The sequence below is a fragment of the Aminobacter sp. P4_D5 genome (assembly GCF_056401815.1).
Genome location: NZ_JBFUIP010000057.1, coordinates 1 through 19,404, shown reverse-complemented (window position 1 = coordinate 19,404; position 19,404 = coordinate 1). Strand labels below are relative to the sequence as shown.

Annotated in this window: 14 protein-coding genes and 2 pseudogenes; 5 read left to right on the top strand and 11 right to left on the bottom strand. The window is 61.5% G+C overall.

Annotated elements, in window-relative coordinates:
- Positions 1 to 120: 120 nt before the first annotated feature.
- The gene (paaG, locus tag AC1DWF_RS14560) at positions 121 to 906 is read right to left on the bottom strand and encodes a 2-(1,2-epoxy-1,2-dihydrophenyl)acetyl-CoA isomerase PaaG (RefSeq protein ID WP_476786032.1); all 786 of its coding nucleotides are present in this window, start codon (positions 904 to 906) and stop codon (positions 121 to 123) included.
- Between the two features lie 323 nt (positions 907 to 1,229).
- Positions 1,230 to 1,691 carry an Lrp/AsnC family transcriptional regulator gene (locus AC1DWF_RS14555; RefSeq protein WP_476786031.1) on the bottom strand — a complete coding sequence of 154 codons (462 nt, stop codon included), beginning with the start codon at positions 1,689 to 1,691 and terminating at the stop codon, positions 1,230 to 1,232.
- A gap of 110 nt (positions 1,692 to 1,801) precedes the next feature.
- Between AC1DWF_RS14555 and AC1DWF_RS14550 the strand changes: the two genes are divergently transcribed.
- From AC1DWF_RS14550 to AC1DWF_RS14540, 3 genes are read left to right on the top strand one after another with little or no spacing between them, the layout of a single operon-like run.
- Positions 1,802 to 5,272 (top strand): indolepyruvate ferredoxin oxidoreductase family protein, encoded by a 3,471-nt coding sequence (locus tag AC1DWF_RS14550; RefSeq protein ID WP_476788671.1) that lies wholly within the window; start codon positions 1,802 to 1,804, stop codon positions 5,270 to 5,272.
- A gap of 5 nt (positions 5,273 to 5,277) precedes the next feature.
- The gene (locus AC1DWF_RS14545) at positions 5,278 to 6,405 is read left to right on the top strand and encodes an acyl-CoA dehydrogenase family protein (protein ID WP_476785699.1); all 1,128 of its coding nucleotides are present in this window, start codon (positions 5,278 to 5,280) and stop codon (positions 6,403 to 6,405) included.
- Positions 6,406 to 6,410: 5 nt separating this feature from the next.
- Entirely contained in the window at positions 6,411 to 7,598 is a 1,188-nt protein-coding gene (locus AC1DWF_RS14540; RefSeq protein ID WP_476788670.1) for an acetyl-CoA C-acyltransferase, read from the top strand.
- Positions 7,599 to 7,837: 239 nt separating this feature from the next.
- Here AC1DWF_RS14540 and AC1DWF_RS14535 read toward each other — a convergent pair whose 3' ends face one another.
- The 9 genes and pseudogenes from AC1DWF_RS14535 to AC1DWF_RS14495 form a co-directional block, all read right to left on the bottom strand.
- Positions 7,838 to 8,107, bottom strand: coding sequence for an FAD-dependent oxidoreductase (locus AC1DWF_RS14535; RefSeq protein ID WP_476785697.1), 270 nt, complete (start codon positions 8,105 to 8,107; stop codon positions 7,838 to 7,840).
- Positions 8,108 to 8,135: 28 nt separating this feature from the next.
- A pseudogene (locus AC1DWF_RS14530) lies at positions 8,136 to 8,417 on the bottom strand (FAD-dependent oxidoreductase); the annotation flags it as partial.
- 440 nt (positions 8,418 to 8,857) lie between these two features.
- Entirely contained in the window at positions 8,858 to 9,463 is a 606-nt protein-coding gene (locus tag AC1DWF_RS14525) for an alkylhydroperoxidase domain protein (RefSeq protein ID WP_476788669.1), read from the bottom strand.
- Between the two features lie 14 nt (positions 9,464 to 9,477).
- Positions 9,478 to 10,101 carry a CMD domain protein gene (locus tag AC1DWF_RS14520; protein ID WP_476788668.1) on the bottom strand — a complete coding sequence of 208 codons (624 nt, stop codon included), beginning with the start codon at positions 10,099 to 10,101 and terminating at the stop codon, positions 9,478 to 9,480.
- A gap of 15 nt (positions 10,102 to 10,116) precedes the next feature.
- Complete coding sequence (locus AC1DWF_RS14515; protein WP_476787273.1) at positions 10,117 to 11,145, bottom strand: putative FMN-dependent luciferase-like monooxygenase; 1,029 nt, start codon at positions 11,143 to 11,145, stop codon at positions 10,117 to 10,119.
- Positions 11,142 to 12,839 (bottom strand): dipeptide ABC transporter ATP-binding protein, encoded by a 1,698-nt coding sequence (locus tag AC1DWF_RS14510; protein WP_476788667.1) that lies wholly within the window; start codon positions 12,837 to 12,839, stop codon positions 11,142 to 11,144. The genes AC1DWF_RS14515 and AC1DWF_RS14510 overlap by 4 nt, the downstream gene beginning before the upstream one ends.
- Entirely contained in the window at positions 12,836 to 13,723 is an 888-nt protein-coding gene (locus tag AC1DWF_RS14505) for an ABC transporter permease (protein WP_476788666.1), read from the bottom strand. The genes AC1DWF_RS14510 and AC1DWF_RS14505 overlap by 4 nt, the downstream gene beginning before the upstream one ends.
- Positions 13,720 to 14,664, bottom strand: coding sequence for an ABC transporter permease (locus AC1DWF_RS14500; RefSeq protein WP_476788665.1), 945 nt, complete (start codon positions 14,662 to 14,664; stop codon positions 13,720 to 13,722). The genes AC1DWF_RS14505 and AC1DWF_RS14500 overlap by 4 nt, the downstream gene beginning before the upstream one ends.
- Before the next feature lie 66 nt (positions 14,665 to 14,730).
- Positions 14,731 to 16,380 carry a TIGR04028 family ABC transporter substrate-binding protein gene (locus AC1DWF_RS14495; protein WP_476787084.1) on the bottom strand — a complete coding sequence of 550 codons (1,650 nt, stop codon included), beginning with the start codon at positions 16,378 to 16,380 and terminating at the stop codon, positions 14,731 to 14,733.
- 518 nt (positions 16,381 to 16,898) lie between these two features.
- Here AC1DWF_RS14495 and AC1DWF_RS14490 point away from each other — a divergent pair.
- Positions 16,899 to 18,416, top strand: a complete 1,518-nt coding sequence (locus AC1DWF_RS14490; protein WP_476788664.1) for a peptide MFS transporter — start codon at positions 16,899 to 16,901, stop codon at positions 18,414 to 18,416.
- A gap of 420 nt (positions 18,417 to 18,836) precedes the next feature.
- Positions 18,837 to 19,404, top strand: a pseudogene (locus AC1DWF_RS14485) (hypothetical protein); the annotation flags it as partial.

Genomic DNA, 19,404 nt, shown 5'->3' with positions numbered 1-19,404 from the left:
TCATTCGCCTCCTAAGACCCCGAATGCGGGTGAAAGGTCAAAGCTAATGTGGAGGATTTGTTCCGCAGTGCAGAAGGTCTTGCCCCTGCGGGCGAAAGCGGAGATGCGATCCGTCTCCGCTCAGCAGCCGCGGAACGCGGGCTTGCGCTTTTCGAGGAACGCGGCGACCCCTTCGGCATAGTCGGCACTGCGTCCGGCAACCTGCTGGCTGTCGCGCTCGCGATCGAGTTGGGCATCGAAAGTCCCTTCCGCCGCGCACTGGATCAGTTGCTTGGTCAGCCCAAGGCCCAAGGTCGGGCCGGCAGCGAGGGAGGCCGCAAGCGACCGCGCCTCGGTCATCAGATCGGCGTCCGGTAGCGCTTTCCAGATGAGACCCCAGCCGGCGGCCTGCTGCGCCGAAAGCGGTTCTGCCGTCAAGGCCAGCGCCATGGCGCGCGCCTCGCCCAGCCGGCGGACCAGGTGCCAGCTGCTGCCGGCATCCGGCCCAAGTCCGATTTTCGAGAAGGACTGCACAAAACGCGCCGACGCGGCAGCCAGAACGATATCGCAGGCCATGGCAATGCTGGCCCCTGCCCCGGCGGCGACGCCATTGACGGCGCAGACGACGGGTTTGGGCAGGCTACGGATCAGGCGGACCGTGGGATTGTAGAAAGTGCCGATGGTGTAGCCGAGGTCGGGCGGGCCGTCTGGGCTCGGTTTGCGGTCGCCCAGGTCCTGCCCAGCGGAAAATCCGCGTCCGGCACCGGTGAGCAGCACAGCCCGGATTTCGGCTTCGTCATGAGCGCGCTGAATTCCGGCGCGAAGCGCAAGGTGCATCTCCTCGGTGAAGGCGTTGAGCTTGTCTGGGCGGTTGAGGACAAGTGTCAGAACGCCATCGGACAGCGTGGAAAGAACGGTCTCGGTCATGTTCGTGCCCCCATGGAGGACGCGTGCACTGCGCCCCGTCTGCCTCCTAGGCCCTGGCCGGCTGAGAGTCCCACAGTCATTCAACCGTGGAACAAACAAATCCGCATGGCGGAATGAGTACAGCGGGAGGCAGCCACAGCGCCTTCTCTAACGCGTTGCTCTTTTTGGAACGTGGAAGGGGGGCGACAAGCGGAATTTGCTCACCGTGGCGCGACTTCGCTGAATCTGAACGACAGGTCCGCACCAAAAGTGGCCACCTAGGCACGCTGCAATGGGTCCGGAAGCGACCAGCAGTTTTCGGCTTTAGACCTTCAAGAGCGGACCTATCGTGCGAAGGTCTTTAAGATGAAACTCGATTGAATATGTGCGATGCCATCGATACGCGTCAGCACAGACAGCAATTCTCGATAGTGATCGAGGTCGCGGACGAAGGCGTGCAGCATGTAATCATGACCGCCGCTTATGAGATATCCGCTCGTCACCTCGGGTAATCCAGCGACGGCGGTTTCAAATTTGGCAAGAATATCTTCGACTTGCCTTTCCATAGTGATGGAAATGAATAGCCCCATCGCTCCAATGAGTTTCGCTTGATCCAGATTGGCCGAGTAGCCTCGGATGATCCCATCCTGCTCAAGCCTCCGTACTCGGCGAAGAGTTGGCGTCAGTGACAGGCCGATTTCCTCGGCCAGCTCACTCCAAGTAATTCTGCCGTCGCGAGTYAGTGCGTTCAAGATCTTGAGGTCTTGCTTGTCGAGCTTCAGCGTATTGGTAACGTTCGCTATCATGGCTCGATTTGGTAGCAAACTTCGCTATTTCTGGCGAGTAAAATTCGCATAATTGGTCTGAATTGTGCGAGATTTTGGAGCATATATCGCCAATCCAATGGAGGATTGGCGTGAAGTTCGACCGCAGTACCAGCTTGGACTCTATATACAATGCCGATGCCGGCCCAACTTTCATGACCGGCATCCAAGCTTTGGTGCGGTTGCCGCTGATGCAAAGGCGACTGGACCGGCGATGGGGTCACAAAACGGCAGGGCTCATCTCAGGGTATCGTGGCTCCCCTATCGGGGCATACGATCAACAACTCTGGAAAGCGTCGAATTATCTCAAGGCCCACGACGTTGTGTTTCAGCCAGGTCTCAACGAAGACCTGGCAGCAACAGCGCTTTGGGGTGCCCAGATGCACAAGGCTTTCGGACCGACAAAGGCCGACGGAGTTTTTGGCATCTGGTACGGGAAGGGAAATGGGGTCGACCGCACCGGTGACGCCTTTCGCAATGCCAACATGCTTGGCACGTCGCCGCTGGGTGGCGTACTTGCGATAGGCGGCGACGATCACTCGGCGCAGTCGTCGATGTTTCCGCACCAGACCGACGGCATTTTTCAGTCGGTGATGATGCCTGTGCTGCAACCGGCCAACGTGTCGGAAATTCTTTCGCTTGGCTTGGCGGGCATCGCGATGTCGCGCTTTTCAGGTCTCTGGGTGGCGATGAAAACGATCGCGGAGGTCGTGGAGAGCGCGGCAACCTTCAAGTTGCCTCCAGCCTATCCCGAGTTTTCCTCACCGTCGGATCTCGTTCCCGCGCACGGTCTCAACTGGGATCCAAGCATAGCTTGGCCAGCCGAGCGCGCGGAGTATGAGCGCAGGATGATCGAAGAGCGCTTGCCTGCGGCGATCGGATGGGCTGCGGCCAACCGGATCGATCGCGCCATACTCGAAAGTCCGGTCAAAAGGCTGTGCATAGTCACCGTCGGCAAAGCCCATCAGGATCTCATGCAAGCTCTTGCTGATCTCGACATCGGTGAGGAGGAGGCGCGCGCGCTCGGCGTCTCCATCTACAAGGTGGGGATGAGTTGGCCCCTAGCGAGCGACCCTTTGCTTGCCTTCGCTGGCGATGTCGATGAAATTTTCGTCGTAGAGGAGAAGGTCGGGACTGTCGAAGCGCAAATCAAATCGGCGCTCTTCAATCGGGTGGGCAAACGCATCCGCGTGACCGGCAAGACGGACGAACAGGGCCGCGCGCTGTTGCCTGTCATCTTGGAATTCACGCCTGCGATGGTGGCACAGGCGTTCGTCGGTCGTTTCGATGACGCGGAACCAATCAACCTTGCCAGCCGTCTTGAGCGGATGCTGCATGACAGACAGCGCGGCGAAGTCGTGCCATTCCCCGCCCGCAAGCCTTTCTTTTGTTCAGGCTGCCCGCACAACACTTCGACCAAGACGCCCGCGGGATCGATCTCCGGTGGAGGCATTGGATGCCACGTCATGGCGTTGTCGCAGCCCAAGCTCAAGACCGATACGTTCAGCCAGATGGGTGGAGAGGGTATGCAGTGGGTGGGGGCGGCCCCCTTCTCCGAGACTACTCACATTTTCCAGAATCTGGGCGATGGCACCTATCAGCACAGCGGTCTGCTATCCGTACGCGCTGCCGTGGCGGCAAAGGCAAACATAACGTTCAAGATTCTCTACAATGACGCTGTCGCGATGACAGGCGGCCAGCCAGCGGAGGGGGCGATCAATCCTCTCAGGGTCGTGGCCCAGCTCCTCGCCGAAGGCGTTGCGGACGTGCGAATGGTGAGCGACGATCCAGCAAAATGGCGTAGCTCGACCATACCGGACAACGTTCGGATCCACCACCGCGACGAGATGAACCTGGTTCAGCGCGACCTGCGCGACACGCCAGGTGTTACCGCCATCGTCTACGAGCAAACGTGCGCCGCTGAAAAGCGCCGCCGACGCAAGCGCAGGACTTCTCCTGACCCCAACCGTAGGCTCTTCATAAATCCCCGCGTCTGTGAGGGCTGCGGGGATTGCTCGGTCCAATCAAACTGCATTGCGGTTGAGCCATTGCCAACAGTCTTAGGCACGAAACGCCGGATCAACCAATCGGCTTGCAATATGGACTTCTCCTGCGTGAAGGGTTTTTGTCCCAGCTTCGTCGAAATTGACGGTCCGCAGATCCGCAAGCCAAATGCAGCCCGGATCAAGGAGTTCGAAGCTGATCGTTTCGGCGCACTGCCTGAGCCTGAACCGGTGGTTCTTGCGGGAGTCTACAATATCTATGTGGCCGGTATCGGCGGCCTTGGCGTTCTAACGACTGGCGCGCTTCTTGCCACCGCCGCACATCTGGATGGTTTGAGCGCCACTGTCCTCGACTTCACAGGCCTTGCTCAAAAGAATGGTGCAGTGGTCAGCCAAGTACGGATCGCAGCAAATGGGCACCCCATCCATGCCGTTCGGATAGGCGCGGGAGAAACCGACTTACTTCTGGGAACCGACGCACTGGTCGCAAGCAGTGCGGATTCCTTGCGCAAGTTCGCGGGCGGACGCGGCGCTGTTGTCCTCAATAGCGACGAAACGCCCACCGCCGATATCGTGACCGATCGCGATGCCACGCTTCCAACCAAACGAATGATCGACACTCTCCTGGGCCGTGCAGGCGAGAGCGGGTTTCTTCTTAGCGCAACGCGCATTGCCGAGGGATTGTTTGGCAACAATGTCGCCGCAAACACCCTTATCGTCGGCTATGCTTGGCAAAAGGGGTTACTACCGTTGTCGGCAGGGGCTTTCGAGGCTGCGATCGAAGCGAATGGAGCTGCAGTCGATCTCAACAAGCGCGCATTTGCCTGGGGGCGCTTTGCCGCCATCGACATCGACGCGGTCGAAGAGGTTGCAGGCCTTGCCAAGGCATCGCCGGCCACCGACGAAACAACCGAAACCGTGATCGCACGTAGGGTCGCTGACCTGATCGCATATCAGGACAGCCGATATGCCGACCTCTATGCGCAGCTCGTTGGCGAGGTTGGCGATGCAGCCGCCGAGATGGGCGCTGAGGGTGAAGAGTTTCTGCGGGCAGTGGCCGAAAACGCGTATCGCCTGATGGCCTACAAAGACGAATATGAGGTTGCACGCCTGTACGCGGACCCCGCCTTCAAAAAATCTTTCGCGGCACAGTTTTCAGGCGCCAAGAGGGTTTCGGTATGGCTTGCGCCACCCTTGTTATCCCGGCTGGACCCCACTACTGGACGCCCCGCCAAGCGGAAGTTCGGCCCATGGGTCTTCGTCGCTTTCAAGCTGCTTGCGAAGTTCAAGCGCATTCGCGGCACCTGGGCCGATCCATTTGGCAGGACGGCTGAAAGGCGCGCGGAACGAGCGCTCGCGAAAGAGTATTTCGAGACGATCGGCAAATTGTGTCGGTCGTTGGATCCAGCGACCCTCAAACAGGCGACGGCAATTGCAACGTTGCCAGAGATGGTGCGAGGCTATGGGCCGGTCAAGGAGGCCGCAATAGCCGAGTATTCTGGAAGGCGCGTGTCGCTGCTCGCAGCGACACCCAAGTCTATAGCCAGCAAGGCGACCTAACGAAAATGACACTCAACGATACGCAGGTCGCGATCCGCGACATGGTCCGCAATTTCGCTCAAGCCGAAATACGCCCGCACAGCGTAAGCTTTGAAAAGAACGGCGGTTATCCTCAAGCACTGTTCGAACGCATGGCAGAGCTTGGTCTAATGGGCATGACCGCGCCGGTCGAATTTGGCGGGGCTGGTGCGGACTATACGAGCTATGCTTTGGCGCTGATGGAGATCGCTGCGGCCGACGGCGCACTGTCGACAATAACGTCCATCCAAAACAGCCTTGTCGTTTCAAGCCTGATCAAGGACGGCACGCCGGCCCAACAAGAACGGTTCTTGCCGGATCTGATAGCGGGGCGAATGATAGGAGCCTTTGCCTTGACTGAGGCAGATGCCGGATCGGACGCGGCGGCGTTGCGCACACGCGCCGAAAAGGTCGATGGCGGCTATCGCCTGAACGGCGCAAAACAGTTCATTACGTCCGGACGGATCGCGGGATTGGCAATTGTCTATGCGGCTACGGAACCGGCCGCGGGAAAACGGGGCATCTCGGCCTTCCTGGTTCCTACCGACCGCCCAGGCTACGGGATCGACAAGCTCGAACACAAGCTAGGGCAAGGCGCGTCAGACACCTGCGCGATAAGGTTCGAAGACCTGTTCATCGAAAATGAGCTGAGACTGGGCGCTGAAGGTGCCGGATATGGCATCGCCCTTGCAAACCTTGAGGCAGGTCGCATCGGCATTGCCGCGCAGAGTGTCGGCATGGCGCGGGCCGCCCTGGAGGTTGCGGTGAGCTACGCCAAGGATCGCAAGAGCTTCGGAAAACCCATCATTCAGCATCAGGCTGTAGGTTTCCGCTTGGCCGATCTGGCCACCCGCCTAGAAGCTGCGCTGCAATTGGTTCTCTCGGCTGCGTCACTCAAGGACACCGGCGCTTCTTGCCTGACACAGGCCTCGATGGCCAAACTCTTTGCATCGGAGACCGCTGAGGCCGTTGTTTCAGGCGCGATGCAGACATTGGGAGGCTATGGCTATCTCGAAGAGTTCGGACTCGCCAAGATCTATCGTGATGTCCGCGTGTGCCAGATATATGAAGGCACATCGGATATTCAGCGTCTCGTCATCGCGCGCAGCCTGTAGGAATTATGCAAATGACCGACCCAATCATCATCTCCTCATATGCCCGCACGCCAATGGGTGCTTTTCAGGGTGCCTTTTCCAGCACCTCGGCAACGCAACTTGGAGCCGCAGCCGTTAAGGCGGCGGTCGATCGAAGTGGCGTCGACCCACAATCCATCGATCGAATCTACATGGGCTGCGTTTTGCCCGCGGCTCTCGGACAGGCCCCTGCACGCCAGGCGGCTCTTGGTGCTGGGCTGCCGCAGTCAGTCGAGGCGACCACTGTCAACAAAATGTGCGGCAGCGGCATGCAAACGGCGATCATGGCGGCCGAAGCGCTTGCATCTGGTAACGCTGACATTGTTGTTGCGGGCGGGATGGAGAGCATGTCCAACGCGCCTTACGCCCTTCCCAAGCACCGCAGCGGCGCACGTATCGGCCATGACCAGATCATCGACACGATGACGATGGACGGGCTGGAAGATGCCTATGATAAGGGCAAGCCGATGGGTGCCTTTGCCGAGGATACGGCGCGCGACTACCAGTTCTCCCGCGTCGACCAGGACGCCTTTGCGCTGGCAAGCCTGTCCCGCGCGAGAGCGGCGATAACCAGCGGAGCCTTCGCAGACGAAATCGTGCCCGTGACGGTAAGGGGTCGGGGCAGCGATGTCGTGGTCTCGGAAGATGAGCAGCCAGGCAAGGCGAAACCGGAAAAAGTCCCGTCGCTGAAGCCCGCCTTCGCAAAGGACGGTACCATCACTGCCGCGACATCCGCCTCCATCTCCGATGGAGCTGCAGCATTGGTGATGACCCGCGCGAGCGTCGCGGCACGGCTGGGTCTCGCACAGGAGGCGCGKGTCGTTGCCACCGCCGCCCATGCCCACGCGCCTGCCTTGTTCACTACCGCGCCCGTCTATGCCATCCGGAAGGTATTGGAAAAGGCCGGCTGGTCAGTTGCGGATGTTGACCTTTTCGAGGTCAACGAGGCCTTCGCGGCGGTGGCGATGATTGCGATGCGCGATCTCGACATCCCGCACAACAAGATCAACGTGAACGGTGGAGCCACCGCGCTTGGTCACCCTATCGGCGCAAGTGGCGCGCGCATCGTCGCGACGCTGATCGCCGCCCTGAAGGCACGTGGCGCAAAGCGCGGCGTTGCAGCACTTTGTATCGGCGGGGGTGAAGCAACTGCCATGGCGCTTGAAATCATCTAGGAGGCATGGCCGCAGATAAAGGGATTGCCGTCCTTATCACAGGTGGCGCATCGGATTTGGGTACACTGACCGCTCGGCGCGCCCTACGGTCGGGATAGAGCGAGGGTTGGCGATAGACGAACGAAACTGGGTTTACGCAGTTCGCTGATGCGCTTCAGCGAAGCTTGATACCGAACGCCACTTTCAAAACCGAGTTACCGAATATGGCGCAGCCTCAATCTGAGGTGGACGCTTCAGAATCAGGTCGGCAACCAGACCGCTCGGGGGAGCGCCGTCATGCCGTAGGCGCCATGTCCGAAGCACCGCCAAAGGCCTGGATGCTCTGGCACCGCCCCTAATGCAGGTAGCGAGTCCGGAGTGGCGGGACGCTGACCCGTCCAGATTTGCTGCGGCGTGCCCTTCAACGCAGGGAAAATATCCCTGGCATGTACAGAGCCTGATCGGCCCGCTTCTCGTTGGGAACGCCGTCGACACCTGAGAATCCCACCGTTCCTCCCACGCGCGCACACCCTCCAACATCGGCGTCATGCCGATGCCTCATCCGCGGTGAATGAATGGCATGGCAAGGTCAATTGCGTCCGCGGGCAACATCACATGATACCCGCGCTGGCTCTCAAGCGGCACCTTTACCCCTAATGGCGCGATCAACTCGGTAGACCAGACGCCACATGCCACCACGACTTCGCTGGCGCGATGATTTCCCGTGGAGGTCAATACAAGCCAACCGTCGCCTTCACGAATGAGTTTCAGCACCCGTTCGCGAATGAAACGGGCGCCCTCACGCTCCATAAGGGCGGCCAGTGCAGCGTTCAGCTGGGCAGGCTCACGGTGTGCGCGTTACCCCTTTTCACCATTCCGCGTGTGACTTTCGAAGAGAATGCCGGGATACAGTTTTTACAGCTCGGAGGGACCGAGCATCTCGACCTCGATACCAACTCCACCTTTAGCTTTGCCTCGATCTCATCGGCGGGACCCACGCTAGGATGATCCCAAAGAACGGCCTCGCCTTCCTGGCGGATGAACCGTGCGTAAAGCTCTGGTCCAACGAGCCTATGCCATTCAGCCAAGGCGGGGCTGTGCAGCGCGTGCATGTGCCGCGCCAGGATGGTCATGCGTCGCAACTGCCCTGCTTTCAGCCACAGTATGAACCATGGCAGGGCGCGAGGCAGATAGGACGGCTTGATCGCAAGCGGCCCCAGAGGAGCCGAAGTTGACACCGCCACAGACCGGCGGCTGCCGAGACATCGGACTCAAGAACGCTATGCGGCCGGCGGTGTCGGCTCACCGAGCGACAGCATCAGGCGGTTGGCCCAGTTGAAGAATGCGGCACCGTTGATCACGTCGACGATCGCCACGTCGTCCAGGCCGGCCCGGCGCAACTCGTCAATGTGGCTTTCCGTGAAGCCCTGGGGCGTCTTTGTCAGAGCAGCAGAAGCGTCAATGACGGCATTCCAGCTCGGATCGATATCCGTATAAATACCCTCGTCGAGGAGCTTCTGGACATCTTCGCCGCGCTTGGAATGCTGGTAGGCGAAGCGCGAGTGGACGGAGGCGCAGAAGATGCACCCATTAGTGCGCGACGCGGCTGTTGCTGCGATCTCACGTTCGGCCCGCGGCAGGCCGGTCTTGGTGTTGTAAAAGATGTCCTTATCGGTTTTGGTGCGTGCGCCGAGAATATCGGGATCGCGCGCGAGCAGCATAAAATAGGGTGATTTGGCGCGGGAGGGATCGACCAGGCCTGCATGGTGGCGGTCGGTCAGCTCGTCCTCGGCCAGCGGCTGCAGCCATGGCACCCAGCCAAGCTCATCACGAGTGAAAACGTTGGGTTCAACGTTGTCAGGATAGGTGATCGTGGTTTTGGTCATCTCGTAACTCCGTGTCATTCCGCCGCGTCGAGGCGGTCGGCGGCAAATTTCCTGTCGAGCACACGCAAACCCGCCACCACTCTGATCTGGAAGGCGAGGAAGGCGATAATCTGCGACAGCGTGACGATGCCGGTCGTGCTCCAGCCGGCGTCGAGCAGCGCCTGCAGTGCCGCCGGGCTGGCATCGCGCGGGTGCAGCACGAGTAGATGAGCGTGTTCGAGCCCGGCCGCGAGCTTCGTACCCAGGACTTCACGGCTCGCCGAGGCGACGCGGTATGACGGGCCGGTCACATTCTCACGCGTCAGCGGCCCGGCGGTATAAGCGCCATAAGGACCGCTGGCCTTGCCCTGCTGAACCTCATGCGCGATGGCGCTCGCCAGCGATTTCGACGGCTTTTCTGCATCAAATCTGGCGATGTAGTGCTTCGTCACCCTGTCGTCGCCATGCAGTCCGACGACAAAGCTCGCGATCGCGAAGCGGTCACGGACCGAGACTTCGCTCGGGTCGTCGGGGTCGAACAGCGCGAGATAGCTCTTCTGCGCGTTGTCGCGGGCCTCGACGCGGTCGTAGCGGATGAGATCGAGCCTGGAGCCGACAACGATGCCGGCAAGCTCGTCGATGATATCGGGGTTGCTCATGGTTCTGGCCTCCGTTCAGGCAACGAGTTTCGAGGAGTGTGGTATCGACCTGCCCCAGCCGAGCGCAGCCGCAACCTTCTGGGCGGTCAATTCGATCGAGCGCAGCGTGCGCTCATGGCTGGGGTCGACCGAATGGACCTGGAACACGACGTCGGTGACGCGCCGGAGACTGGTGTCGACCGACAGGCTCGCGATCACCGCATCGGGCGATCCCGCATGGGTGTCGAATGCGGTGGCGAGTTCTTCGACACGGTCGCCCGGCGGGGTGTGGCCGGTGGCGATGAAATGATCGCGCACGCGGCGCAGGCCCGTCTCTGCAAGCTGCAGGGCCTCGTTATGGCTATCGGCCACGAACAGGCTGCGCGAACCCAGGATGCGCGGGGCGACACCTGTCGGGAGTGCTGCCAGATAGGCATCGATGATCGGGTTCTGCACTTCGTCCAGCGAGGCGTTGGGGTTGTCCTTCGGCCGCGGCTGCGTCCGCGACAGCATTAGGCCGTCACCTGCGAGACCGGCACGACGACCACCTTCCACCGAGAACGTCGCCTGCCAGACTCGCCCGGCAAGGGTCGGGGCAGCAGGATACAACCTGTCGTCGCCCTCGAACGGCTTGCCGGCGAAGGCGCTGCGCAGGACATGGAGATGCGTGTTGAGCAGCTCGCCGCGCCGGGCGCTGTCCAGTCCGAAGGCGGTGAAGGACGACGGTGTTCCACCCGAGCCGACGCCCAGTTCGAGCCGTCCGCCCGAGATGAGGTCGAGCACGGCGGCGTCCTCGGCGACACGCAGCGCATTTTCCAGCGGCAGCGTGATGATCCCGGTGCCGAGCCGGATGGTGCGGGTGCGGGCGGCAACATTGGCGAGCAGGATCAGCGGCGACGGAAGGCCACCTTCGGCGGCGCGGAAATGATGCTGCGCCACCCAGGCCGTGTCGAAGCCCTCTCGCTCGGCCGTCAGGATCTGTTCTGTGGCGAAGCGATAACGGTCGGCAGGCGATGCCTCCTCAAGCAGACGCGTGAAGAAGCCGAGCCTTTTCCTCTCGGTCATTGTGCAGTTCCTTCAATTGGCTGGGCGGTGCGGACGAGGAAACCTGCGCCCGACTTCAGCTTGCTACCGGGTATCGCCGCGATGAGCTCGCGCGTGTAATCATGCGCCGGGCGCTCGAAGACATCTTCGATGCTGCCTTGCTCCACCTGCTTGCCGTCGCGCAGAACCGACACGGTGTCGGCAATCTGCCTGACGACCGCGAGGTCATGAGAGACGAATAGATACGTCAGGCCGAGCGATCGCTGCAGCTCGTCCAGCAGATCCAGGATCTGGGCCTGGACCGTGACGTCGAGCGCTGACACCGCTTCGTCGAGCACAAGTATCTCAGGGTTCAGGATGATCGCCCGGGCGATGGCGACGCGCTGCCGCTGTCCGCCTGACAGGGCCGCCGGCAGCCGGGTCAGTGCCGCGTCCGGCAGTCCAACCCGCTGCAGGATCGCATGCACGCGTTCCTCGCGTTCGGCCTTGGGCACGGGATCGAAATTGAGCAGCGGCTCCTCGACGATGTCGAAAATCGTCTGCCTGGGATCGAGCGATGCGAACGGATTCTGGTAGACGAGCTGGATGCGCCGGCGAAACTGGCGCAGTTGCTCGCCGCGCAACGACGACACGTCTTGGCCGTCGACGACGATGCGGCCGGACTCGAGCTTCTGGAAGCCGGCGATCGCACGCACCGTGGTCGTCTTGCCCGAGCCGGATTCGCCGACAAGGGCATGGGTAGTGCCGCGCGCGACGTCGAAGGAAACGTCGTCGACGGCGCGGAGCTGCCGGCCGCCTGACAACGGAAAATGCTGCCACAGCTTCTCGACCACGATGGCTGGTTCGGCATTCGCCCGGAGCTGGTCCCGCGCGGTCTTCGGCGTGGCAAAAGCCGGTGCATCATTGAGCAACCGCCGTGTATAGGCCGACTTCGGCGCGGCGAGCACGTCGGCCACGGTGCCCGTTTCCTGGATCTGGCCGCCCTGCAGCACCACGATCCGGTCGGCCCTGTCGGCGGCGACGCCGAGGTCATGGGTGACCAGCAGCACCGATGTGCCGGACTCGGCCCGCAGCTCGTCGATGAGGTCGAGCACGCGGCGCTGCACGGTGACGTCGAGCGCGCTCGTCGGTTCGTCTGCGATGATCAGCGCCGGCCGCAGCGCAACCGCGATGGCGATCAGCACGCGCTGGCGCATGCCGCCTGAAAGCTGGTGCGGGAATTGCCTCGCCCGGAGTTCCGGCTGCGGCAGTCCGACACGATCGAGCAATTCGATGACACGCTCGGCGATCGCCCGTCGGTCGCCCCACCGATGCACCTTGAGGATCTCGCCGACCTGGTCGCCGATGGTCTTGACCGGGTTGAGCGAGCTGACTGGATCCTGCGAGATCAGGCTCACCACCTTGCCGCGGATGGTGTCGAGGCGCTTGTCGGCCCAGCCGGAAATGCTGGTGCCGTTCAGCCTGATGTCGCCGGCCTCGACGCGACCGTTCTCGGGCAAGAGCCCGATCACGGCATGGGCCGTCGTCGACTTGCCGGAGCCGGATTCGCCAACCAGCGCCACCACTTCGCCCGGCTGCACCGAAAAGGAAATGCCGTGGACCACAGTCTCGCGGCGCGTCCCATGACCATAGGAAACGACCAGCTTGTCGACTTCGAGCACGGGCGCCGCAGCAGCGGTCGTGGCTGCCTTGTTGGCGAGTTTCAATTCGGTCATGCTCGGCTCCCACCGAAGGAACGGCTGATGCGATTGGCTGAGAGCACCACCAGCACCACGACAATCCCAGGTGCCGTCGTCAGCCACCAGGCTGTCGAGACGTAGTTGCGGCCTTCGGCGATCAGCAGACCCCATTCCGGCGTGGGCGGTGGGGCGCCATAGCCGAGGAAGCCAAGCGTTGAGATGTTGAGGATGGCGTTGCCGAATTGCAGGGCGGCAAAGGCGATGACCGACGTCAGCGAGTTGGGCAGGACATGGCGGAACAGCACCGATCTGAAGCTGCCGCCGCTGCCGAAGGCTGCCTCGACATAGTCGCTGCGGCGCACACGGACCACTTCGGACCGTGCCAGCCGGGCGAAGCTGCCGATGGACGCGGCACCCACGGCGATTGCCGCGTTCACCGTGCCGAAACCGAGCAAGATGATGATGGTGAGCGACAACAGCAGGCTCGGGATCGACAAAAGTACATCGACGACGCGCATCACGACATCCTCGATGCGCCCGCCGGCGGCGGCCGCAACCACCCCAAGGGCGGTACCGATGACGAAGCCGACGGCGACAGCCGCAAAGGCGCCGCTGAGAGAATGGACCGCGCCATAGACAATGCGCGCATAGACGTCGCGACCGAGCGCATCAGTGCCCAGGATATGCTGGGCACTGGGCCCGGCGAGCTTTTCGGAAGCAACGCCTTCGGTGCCGCTATAGCCGGTGAACAGCCCGGGCAGCAGCGCCCACAGCACCACGGTCGAGATGACCAGCCAGGCCAAAACCAGGCTGGGCTGGAGCCGTTTCAGCCGTTCGGCAAGGTCTTCGCGATCGTAGGCCGCATTTGCGTCTCGGGGCGCGAGGCCGCCGACTGCGCCCAATGAATCGATGATGGTCATGCGCTGGCTCCTGCGGGATTGCGAAGACGGGGATCGAAGACCGGATAGAGGAGATCGACGATCAGGTTGGTGAGCACGAAGCCGGCAGCAGAAATCAGCACGATCGCCTGGAGGACGGTGACGTCCTGGGTGTTGACCGACAGGTAGGTCAGCGCGCCGATGCCGTTGAGGCCGAACACGGTTTCGGTGATGACTGCGCCTGCGACGAGTTCGCCGAACAGCACACCGCCAATGGTGAGCACAGGCAGGATGGCGTTACCGGCGACATGGCTTACCAGCACGCGCCTGTGACTGGCGCCCTTGGCGCGGGCCACTGCCACGAAGGGGCGCGTGCGCACCTCGTCGATGCTGCGGATAAGTATCTGCGCCAGCGGCGCCGAGATCGGCACGGCGATGGCCAGAACCGGCAACACCAGCATTTCCATCGGCCCGGGATTGATGACCGAGATCAGCTTCAGCCGGAACGAAAAGACCTGGATCAGGGCGATGCCCAGCCAGAAGACAGGGATCGAGACGAACAACGACGGCAGCGAATGGAGCGTGTTGCGCAACCACGCGCTACGGCTGACGGTCGCGACATAGGCGATTGCGCCAGCGACCAGCACCGACACGAAAAGGGCGACCGCGGCCAGCCGCAAGGTCGTCGGCAGCGTCGTTGCTAGCAGCGACGTGACCGGCACGCCGGCGCGAACCGAGTAGCCGAAATCGCCGGACAGGACCGATCCGAGCGTCGACAGATATTGCTGCCAGATCGGGGCGTCGGCGCCATAGGCGATACGGATTTCAGCAAGCTGCTCGGGGCTGAGGCCGAGTTCCGGATTGAGGAACTTGATCAGCACGCCGTCGGCCGGCAACAGCTGCAGCAAGACGAAGCTGACGGTGAAGGCCGCCCAGAGGACGAGTACGGCCTGGCCTATCCGGCCGATGACATATCGCGACATGAAGGATCTCCGTCCAAGCGATCAGGTGAGCGGTCCCGTCTCACGGGAGACGGGGCCGCTCGCGCCTCAGTCGCGCGGCGACAGCCAGACGCGATAGAACGATGGACGCCCAACTGCCTCGAAGGCGACGTTATGGACGTTGGGCGCGCCGGCAAAGGCCTGCGGTTCCTCGAAAATCGGGATCGCATAGGCCTGGTCGAGCACATAGGCCTGGATCTCGCCTGATATCGCCAGCCGCTTGTCGCGGTTCGGCTCGGAGGCGAGTGCCTCGAGCAGGCCGTTGAGCTTGTCGTCGACGAAGCTCTGGACCTTGTCGCTGACGCCGCCCTTTTGCTGCAGCACGTTGCGATTCCTGGGATAGTACTGGCTCTTGATCACGTCCGGATCGGCGCGGCCGACCATTGCCGGTGCCACCGGTGTCTTTAGTGGATCGAGGTTGTCGGCTGCGGCACTGCCGGAGTCGCCGGCTAGGACGGAGAGCTTCACGCCGACCTTGTTCCACTGCTGGGCGATCAGCTGCAACGTTTCCTTGTTCTGAGGTTGCGGCACCGATTCATAGGCGGCCAGCACCAGTTCCTTGCCGTCCTTGGTGCGCACGCCGTTTGCGCCCAGCGTCCAGCCCGCCTCGTCCAGCAGCTTGCCGGCAAGGGTCGGATCGTAGGTAAGCTTTGCCGACTGGTCGACGTAACCCTGGGCCGCTTTGGCGATGATCGACGTCGCCTGCGGATAATTAGCCGAGAACAGTGTCTCGACGATCTCCTTGGCATTGGTGGCGTGCAGCAGCGCCTGGCGCACCTTGACGTCGGCCACCAGCGCATTGTCGGGCCGGAAGACGACCGAGTTGTTCACGCCGCGGGTGCCTGGCGCGTAGATCTTGTACTCCGCCGCCTCAACCTGCTTTTCGTCATAGGCCTGGACCTGGCGGATAAAGTCGGCCTGGCCAGCGAGCAGCGCGCCGATGCGCACGCTGTCTTCGGGCGTGATCAGGTACTTGATCTCGTCGAGCAGCGCCCTGCCCTGATGTTTCAGTTTGGCCGGTCCCCAGGCATAATCGTCGCGCGCCTTCAACACGAGCTCACGTCCAAGCGTCTCGCTGGCAACCACAAACGGCCCCGAGCCGATAATCTTGGTCGCATCGCCCAGCTGCTCGAACGGCAGCTCAAGCGTCTTGGGCGACACCAGGCCCGAGCCGATCACCGACGTACCCTGCAGGAAGCCCGGCGACGGCGCCTTGAAATGGAACCTGACCGTCAGTGGATCGACTACTTCGCTGCGGTCGTAGTTGTTGATGACCTCCGAAACCGGAAGCTTCAGCTCCCTGTTGCCCTTGCCGAAGGTGTCGAAATTCTTGGCAACGGCTGCAGCGTCGAACGGGGTGCCATCCGAGAAGGTCACGCCGGGACGCAGCTTGAAGGTGTATTCGGTGGCCGTGTCGTTGACCGTCCAGGACTCCGCGACCCATGGCTCGATCTCGAGCGTCTCGGGGTTCTGGTAAGTCAGCTTGTCGGTGATCTGGTTGAGCACGCCGCCATTCGGATAGAAGCCTCCCGCCGGTGGGTAGAGGTTCGTGTGCGCCTGCTGCTCCAGATAAACCAGCGTCCCGCCCTTGATGGGCGTGTCAGTCTGCGCGAAAGCCCGGGCCGCGAAGCCCAGCGCAGTCGCCGCCATCAGTCCGATCAGGGTGAGTTTGAGTGTCGATCGTCGCGTATGAGACATAGCCATCCCCTTGATAACGACCGGAAATCGACGCTCCTTGGGAGGATTGGGATCGTTCCGGTCTGCCTGTTTGCTGTCAAGAGGATAGGCGTGGTGGCTGCTTGGGTGACAGGAACTGAGTTCCATCGTCATCACCAGACGAGAATTAATTCTACTTATTTGATAGAATTTATGGAATTCCTTAGGCGAGCGTCCTGCCCGCCGTTGTGCCGCATGGTCCGATGTGCAGCCGCGCTAGGCGCGATCGCCGGCGGCATGTTTTTTTCCACAACAGGTGACTATTCGCTTATGTGGTTGGTTGGGCTCGGGACGTCGCTCGGTGCTAGCGTCATCGTTCTCGGGCTGGCAGTGACGCCGCCTGCTTCGACAGCAACTTGAGGCACGGAAAGTCGCTCGGCCGCCAGGCGGCTTGCGAGCAAGTCCCTGATGTCGCGACCTTGCGCCGCGAGAAAGCTCTGACGCGCTTTTTCATCCGATCCGCGCTATGGTTCTAGCGAAGACCGACTACGGAGAGTCCGATGTCGACGACGTCCGGGAAGTATCCGTCAGGGCTAGTTGCCCTCTTTCTTGTCGAGATGTGGGAGCGCTTCAGCTACTACGGCATGCGAGCGCTGCTTATCCTCTTTCTCGTCGACCATATTCAGAATGGTGGCCTTGGCATCACAACCGCCGACGCTGCGGCAATCTACGGCCTCTATACCGCCTCGGCCTACATACTGGCGCTGCCAGGTGGGTGGATCGCCGACCGCTTCTGGGGCTGCAAGCGCGCCATCATCGTCGGCGGTGTCGCGATCATGATCGGGCACACTTTGCTCGCGTTCTCTGGCTCCGTCGCCTCAATCTTCTTCCTTGGACTCGTCTGCATCGCTATCGGTACGGGGCTCGTTAAGCCCAATATCTCGACCATGGTTGGCCTGCTCTATGACAAGAACGACATTGGCGGCCGCGACGCTGGCTTCTCCTTTTTCTACATGGGCATTAATATCGGTGCAATCCTCGGCGGGCTCATAGCTGGCTACCTCGGCGAGAACTGGGGGTGGCACTGGGGTTTCGGAGCTGCCGCTGTCGCGATGTTCTTCGGACTCGTCAACTTCCTGTTCGCCAGCCGCACCTCGCTTCGCGATAAGGGCAACGCGCCCTCCGTCCACCTCCACCCCGACGTAGTCATCGGCAAGCGCGACCAAATCTTCACCGGCATGATCGCAGGCGCGGTCGTGCTACTGGTCACCGCAGCCGCACTGACCGGTCAGATCAGCCTAACCAGCCCCCAGGGCCTCGCACAGGCCATGGGGATGGTCATCATAACCGTGGCCTGCGCCTTCTTCCTGAACATATACTTTGCCGGCGACCTGACCGGCCCGGAGAAGAGGCGAATGATTGCCCTTGCACTCCTCTTCGTCGCCGCGGCGCTCTTTTGGTCGGGTTTCGAGCAGGCGGGTTCATCGCTCAACCTGTTTGCCAACGACCTCACCCAGCGCGAACTCGGCAGTTTCATCGTGCCCACCTCGTGGTTCCAAAACCTCAACGCCCTGTTCATCATCTTGCTGACCCCGGCCTTCGCCGCGTTCTGGATCTATGCTGAGAACCGCTGGACCATCCCCGTCTTTGTGAAGTTCGGATTGGCGCTAATCGCGATGGGATTAGGCTATTTGATCCTCGTGCCAGCCGCGCTTACCGCAGCTACCGGTGTGAAAGTTTCCGCGCTCTTCTTGGTCGGCACCTATCTTCTTCACACTGTGGGCGAACTGATGCTGAGCCCGGTAGGCCTGTCTACCTTCTCGCGCCTCGCGCCCGAGCGCTTCACCAGCCAAATGATGGGTTTCTGGTTTGTCGCCTCTTCGCTCGGAAACCTGATGGCCGGACTGCTCGCATCTGGCATGGACACTGAGAACGCGGCTGGCCTACCGGAAGCCTTCATGCGTATCTTCCTGACAAGCGCCGCTTTCGGGGTCGTGCTTATCCTCCTTGCTCGCCCGCTTACTCGCTGGGCTCTTGGTGGTAGCGAGCGGCTTGAAGAGGCTCGTGAGGCTCAATAACTCGGCCGGTCTGTTTTCATCGGCCAGTTGGCAACGAATATCGCAGACAGCGCCGCAGTAGCGGGGTCAGCTGACAGTCTCCATCGCTTGGTGGAGTTCGACATGTCCGAAACGAGTGCCATGCTGGTTTACCCGTATGGCCGCCACGCGGCGCACGCCGACCGAAACGGCGCCGAGAATGAGCGGTCCGGTTTCAGCAGAGTTTTACCGCAAGTTGCCATTGTGCAACCGACCTCATCTCGGTCCTTCCGCTTCTCACAGTCGCTGCCCAGCGACCGAATATCGGCGTGAGTTGGCAAGGGGCTAGCTACTCCAAGATGCGAGCATGACACTCGCATTTCCAGTACCATGCAACGAAATCTCGATTTAGGAATTGTTCCAACTCTGGCTATCACGGCGGGAGTTGGGAGGGAAAATGCCATGGCAGTTGCAATCAGCAGGGATCTGCAGGTTCAGGAGCAGGACCTGGCCGCGCTATCCGATGAAGTTGCGAAACGGGGAAACTCGCCCTGCGATCAAGCAAGCAAGGAAGCGAGCAATCGCATCAGGCGCTTTCGGGCGGATTTGGAAAAGATGGCGTCAGCGCTGGGCGTTGAAAGCCGCAACCGACTTGCCGGCATTTTCCAGCACGCTAGGTGTGAACAACGACAAGCGACACATGCGCGGACACAAATGAGAGCCAGCCATCTGCTATGGGTCCTGTTTGCGCTGGCAGCGACGGGATGTGTGTCGGAAGACCTGCCCCCTCAGCCAGGCTACGTGTCGAACGGCCATAGTGGCGTGGCCTCTGTTGCTCCGTCCGTGACAGGTAGAGGCCGCGGAGCAATGGCGACGAATTCATCCGGATACTTCGTCGAATTCCGTTCCCGCTATGCACTAAGCTACGGCCATACCTACGTTGCTTTCGGGCGCCTCAATGAGGCAGGGCGGGCCGCCAATCTCGAAATTGCGGGCCTTCACCCGGCGTCCAACAGCGAAGTTCCTTACG

What these genes read in the sequence shown, in the direction of transcription:
- AC1DWF_RS14510 (WP_476788667.1), bottom strand. Translation starts at nt 12,839, where the DNA reads ATGACCGAATTGAAACTCGCCAACAAGGCAGCCACGACCGCTGCTGCG.
- AC1DWF_RS14500 (WP_476788665.1), bottom strand. Translation starts at nt 14,664, where the DNA reads ATGTCGCGATATGTCATCGGCCGGATAGGCCAGGCCGTACTCGTCCTC.
- AC1DWF_RS14505 (WP_476788666.1), bottom strand. Translation starts at nt 13,723, where the DNA reads ATGACCATCATCGATTCATTGGGCGCAGTCGGCGGCCTCGCGCCCCGA.
- AC1DWF_RS14520 (WP_476788668.1), bottom strand. Translation starts at nt 10,101, where the DNA reads ATGAGCAACCCCGATATCATCGACGAGCTTGCCGGCATCGTTGTCGGC.
- AC1DWF_RS14515 (WP_476787273.1), bottom strand. Translation starts at nt 11,145, where the DNA reads ATGACCGAGAGGAAAAGGCTCGGCTTCTTCACGCGTCTGCTTGAGGAG.
- paaG (WP_476786032.1), bottom strand. Translation starts at nt 906, where the DNA reads ATGACCGAGACCGTTCTTTCCACGCTGTCCGATGGCGTTCTGACACTT.
- AC1DWF_RS14490 (WP_476788664.1), top strand. Translation starts at nt 16,899, where the DNA reads ATGTCGACGACGTCCGGGAAGTATCCGTCAGGGCTAGTTGCCCTCTTT.
- AC1DWF_RS14495 (WP_476787084.1), bottom strand. Translation starts at nt 16,380, where the DNA reads ATGTCTCATACGCGACGATCGACACTCAAACTCACCCTGATCGGACTG.
- AC1DWF_RS14545 (WP_476785699.1), top strand. Translation starts at nt 5,278, where the DNA reads ATGACACTCAACGATACGCAGGTCGCGATCCGCGACATGGTCCGCAAT.
- AC1DWF_RS14525 (WP_476788669.1), bottom strand. Translation starts at nt 9,463, where the DNA reads ATGACCAAAACCACGATCACCTATCCTGACAACGTTGAACCCAACGTT.